The organism is Archangium sp., from assembly GCF_036388035.1.
Taxonomy (GTDB): domain Bacteria; phylum Myxococcota; class Myxococcia; order Myxococcales; family Myxococcaceae; genus Archangium.
Map to the genome: position 1 here is coordinate 1 of NZ_DASVSO010000800.1, position 3599 is coordinate 3599.

A 3599-nucleotide genomic window follows, 5' to 3' on the forward strand; every position below is an offset into this window, starting at 1 on the left:
CCCTGGCGATGCTGCGCGGCCGCGGCTATGCGCTGCCCGAGGACATGACCGACCTGGTGCCGGACGTGCTGCGCCACCGCGTGGTGCTTTCGTACGAGGCGCTCTCCGAGGGGCTCAGCTCCGACATGGTGGTGCAGAAGATCATGGCCAAGATCCCGGCCCCGGCCAAGCCGCTCGAACATGAAAAGCTGGTGGCGTAACCGCCTGGGCGGCAAACCCGAGCCCGAGGCGCCCGCCGCCGCGCCCGCCACCCCGAAGAAGCGGGCGAGCCGGAAGAAGGCCTCCAAGGCCGCCTCCGAGAGCGAGGCCGGGTCGGGCCGCACCGAGAAGGCCCCGGCCCCGCGCACGTTCGAGCCGGACAGCCCGGAGCCCACGCAGGAGGTGCTGGGACTCCGGGACGAGCCCGCGCCTTCCCGTTCCGAGACGTCCGCGCCCCCGGTGCGGACGATGACGCTGTCGGACGAGTCGGGGGCGCCGCGCTCCCGCTCGGAGAGCGAGTCGCTGCGCTCGCTGTCCCAGACGGTGCGCGTGGACATCGGCCGGCTGGACGCGCTGATGAACACCGTGGGCGAACTGCTGCTCATCAAGGCCAACCTGCAGCGCATGGCGGAGACGGCGCGGCAGGAGGGCCCGGCGGCGCTCTCCAAGATGTGGGGCCAGGAGCTGGGGCGCGAGACGCGGCAGCTCGAGCGCAAGCTGGACGCGCTCCAGTCGGGCCTGCTCGAGGCGCGCATGGTGCCCGTGGGCCAGGTGTTCGACCGGCTGGCCCGGCTGGTGCGCCGCATCGCCCGCGAGTCGGGCAAGGAGATCGACTTCGTCATCAGCGGCGGCGAGGTGGAGCTGGACAAGCTCATCGTCGAGGAGCTGAGCGATCCGCTGATGCACATCATCCGCAACGCCATCGACCATGGCGCGGAGTCGCCGGAGGCGCGCGAGGCGATGGGCAAGTCCCGGCGCGCGCGCATCTCCCTGCGGGCGGAGCAGAAGGGCAACCACGTCGTCATCGAGGTGAGCGACGACGGCTCCGGCATCGACGAGCTGGGCGTGCGCGAGATGGCCCTGCGCAAGAACCTCATCACCGAGGCCCAGGCGCGCGAGATGAGCCGGCGCGAGCTGCTCAACCTCATCTTCCTGCCGGGCTTCTCCACCGCCCGCCGCGTGTCCGAGCTGTCCGGCCGCGGGGTGGGGCTGGACGTGGTGAAGAACAACATCGGCAACCTGTCCGGCATCATCGACGTGTGGAGCGAGCGCGGGCAGGGCACGGCCTTCCACCTCACGCTGCCCGTCACCCTGGCCATCATCCGAGCGCTCGTGGTGGGCGTGAGCGGGCGCACCTACGCGGTGCCGCTCAACAGCGTGCTCGAAATCCTCTCCGTGAAGCCCTCGGAGATCCGCACGGTGGAGCGCCGTGAGGTGCTGGACATGCGGGGGCAGACGCTGCCCCTGATGCGGCTGGCCCGGGTCTTCGGCCACCCCGAGCGCCAGAACGACCGGCACTTCGTGGTGGTGGCGGGGCTGGCGCAGGAGCGGCTGGGCATCGCCGTGGACGAGCTACAGGGCCAGCAGGACATCGTCGTCAAATCCCTGGGAAGTCGCCTGCAGGGCGTGCGAGGGATCTCCGGGGCGGCCGACCTGGCCAACCGGCGCACCGTGCTGGTGCTGGACGTGGGTGCCTTGCTCGGGGAGGGGATGAGCCTGGAGCGACGCAGGGCCTGATGTCTCTGGCCGTGGGGCTGCTATCCTCCGGTCCGTGCCTTCCCTGTCAGTGCTGCTCGACAGCTTCTTCTACCGCCCGGATGAGGACATCGGTCTCCTACAGGAGCTGGTGGCCGGCACCGACGAGTCGATCGAGCCCGTCCCCGAGGAGATCCCCGAGGAGTACCTGGCCTTCCGGCTGGAAGGGGAGCACTACGCGGTGCCCATCCACGGGGTGCGGGAGATCGTGAAGATTCCCCCGCTCACCGAGGTGCCTCGCGCCGCGGCCAACCTGCTCGGGGTGATGTACCTGCGCGGCGAGGTGCTGCCCGTCTACGACGTGAAGGTGCGCCTGCGGCTGGCGGACAAGGCGCCGCTGGTGGCGGGCCCGGAGGCACCGGAGCCTCCGCGCGCCGCGCGCATCATCGTGGTGCAGACGGCGGACGGGCTCGCGGGCATCTGGGTGGACGCGGTGTCCGAGGTGGTGCGGCTGCGGCCCTCCATGCTGGAGCTGGCCCCGCCGGGCGTGGGTGGCGGAGAACGTGACTGCGTGGTGGGACTCGGGCGGCGCAACCAGCAGCTCTTCATCCTGCTCGACATCTGGCAGGCCCTGGCATGAGACAGCGCTTCAACGTCCTGACACAGCTCACCCAGTCCCAGTCCGACCCGTCGGGCGCGCCGGACAGGGATCCGCTCGTCCAGCTCTGCGCCTTCTTCGTGGGCCCCGAGGAGTACGCGGTGGACATCATGCGGGTGGAGGAGATCCTCCCGCCCCAGCGCCTCACCCCCATCCGGGGAGCGCCGCCCTTCATCGAGGGCGTCATCCACCTGCGCGGCTCCATCCTCCCGGTGGTGGACCTGCGCAAGCGGCTGCTCGGCCCGGAGGCTCCGGTGCCCACCAAGACGCGGCTCCTGGTGTGCTGGCTGGGCCGCAAGCGCGTGGCCTTCGCCGTGGATCGCGTGTCCGAGGTGGTGCGCATGCGGCGCAGTGAGATCAAGCCCGCTCCCGCGATGGGCGCGGTGGGTCCGGCCCCCTTCGTGGTAGGGGTGTGCGGCTCGCCGGAGCGGCTCAAGCTGCTGCTGGACCTGAAGACGCTGTTGCTGGCGGAGATGATGCGCGACACCGGCCGGAGGATGAACGGATGAGCGAGGAGGGGGGAAACGCGGAAGAGACGCGCTACCGGGCCCTGCTGGAGCTCGACGCGTCCACGCCGGAGGCCTTGCGGACGCTCGTGGCCGGGCTGCATGACGAGAGCTGGCGGGTGCGCCGCGCGGCGGCGGAGGGCTTCACCCGACTGCCCGAGCGCGAGGCGGCGGTGGCTCGGCTCCTCTCCGTGCTGAGCGAGCGGGACGAGACGGGCGCGCGCAACGCGGCGGCGGAGTCGCTGGCGGCCATGGGCGTGTCGGCGGTGGCGCCGCTGGTGCGGCTGCTCGTGCACGCGGACCCGGATCAGCGGAAGTTCGCCGCGGACATCCTGGGCCAGCTCGGACGACCGGAGGCGGAGGAGGCCCTGGTGAAGGCGATGCTGGAGGACGGGGACCTCAACGTCCGGGTGGCGGCCGCGGAGGCGGTGGGCAAGCCCGGCGTGGGAGGCAAGATCGCCGCCCGCGCGCTGGAGCGCACCCTGTACGACCCCGAGCCGCTGCTGCAGCTGAGCGCCCTGGAGTCGCTCGCGACGCTGCGCCACCCGCCGCCGCTGCCGGAGCTGGTGCGGCTGCTGGCCAATCCCATGCTCAAGCGCAGCGCCTACCGGGTGCTGGGCCTCATTCCCCAGGTGGCGGCCACGGAGCTGGTGTGCCGGGGGCTGGGCGCGGAGTCGCGCTCCACCCGCGAGGCGGCGCTCGTGGCCCTGGGCACCCAGGCGCGCCTGGCCGAGCCCTCGCTGCGCCCCGAGATGGAGGCG

The 3599-nt window shown here is 72.0% G+C and carries 3 protein-coding genes and 2 pseudogenes; all 5 read left to right on the forward strand.

What is annotated here, in order from left to right:
- Window positions 1–200 (forward strand): annotated as a pseudogene (locus VF697_RS32925) (hypothetical protein); the annotation flags it as partial.
- Window positions 201–495: 295 nt separating this feature from the next.
- A pseudogene (locus VF697_RS32930) lies at window positions 496–1716 on the forward strand (chemotaxis protein CheA); the annotation flags it as partial.
- A gap of 34 nt (window positions 1717–1750) precedes the next feature.
- Entirely contained in the window at window positions 1751–2314 is a 564-nt protein-coding gene (locus VF697_RS32935; RefSeq protein ID WP_331101212.1) for a chemotaxis protein CheW, read from the forward strand.
- The gene (locus VF697_RS32940; RefSeq protein WP_331101214.1) at window positions 2311–2841 is read left to right on the forward strand and encodes a chemotaxis protein CheW; all 531 of its coding nucleotides are present in this window, start codon (window positions 2311–2313) and stop codon (window positions 2839–2841) included. The genes VF697_RS32935 and VF697_RS32940 overlap by 4 nt, the downstream gene beginning before the upstream one ends.
- Window positions 2838–3599, forward strand: a 762-nt coding sequence (locus VF697_RS32945; RefSeq protein WP_331101216.1) for a HEAT repeat domain-containing protein, incomplete at its 3' end; no start/stop codon positions are given. The genes VF697_RS32940 and VF697_RS32945, both read left to right, overlap by 4 nt.

Coding starts and splice junctions, on each gene's coding strand:
- VF697_RS32940 (WP_331101214.1), top strand. CDS start 2,311: ATGAGACAGCGCTTCAACGTCCTGACACAGCTCACCCAGTCCCAGTCC.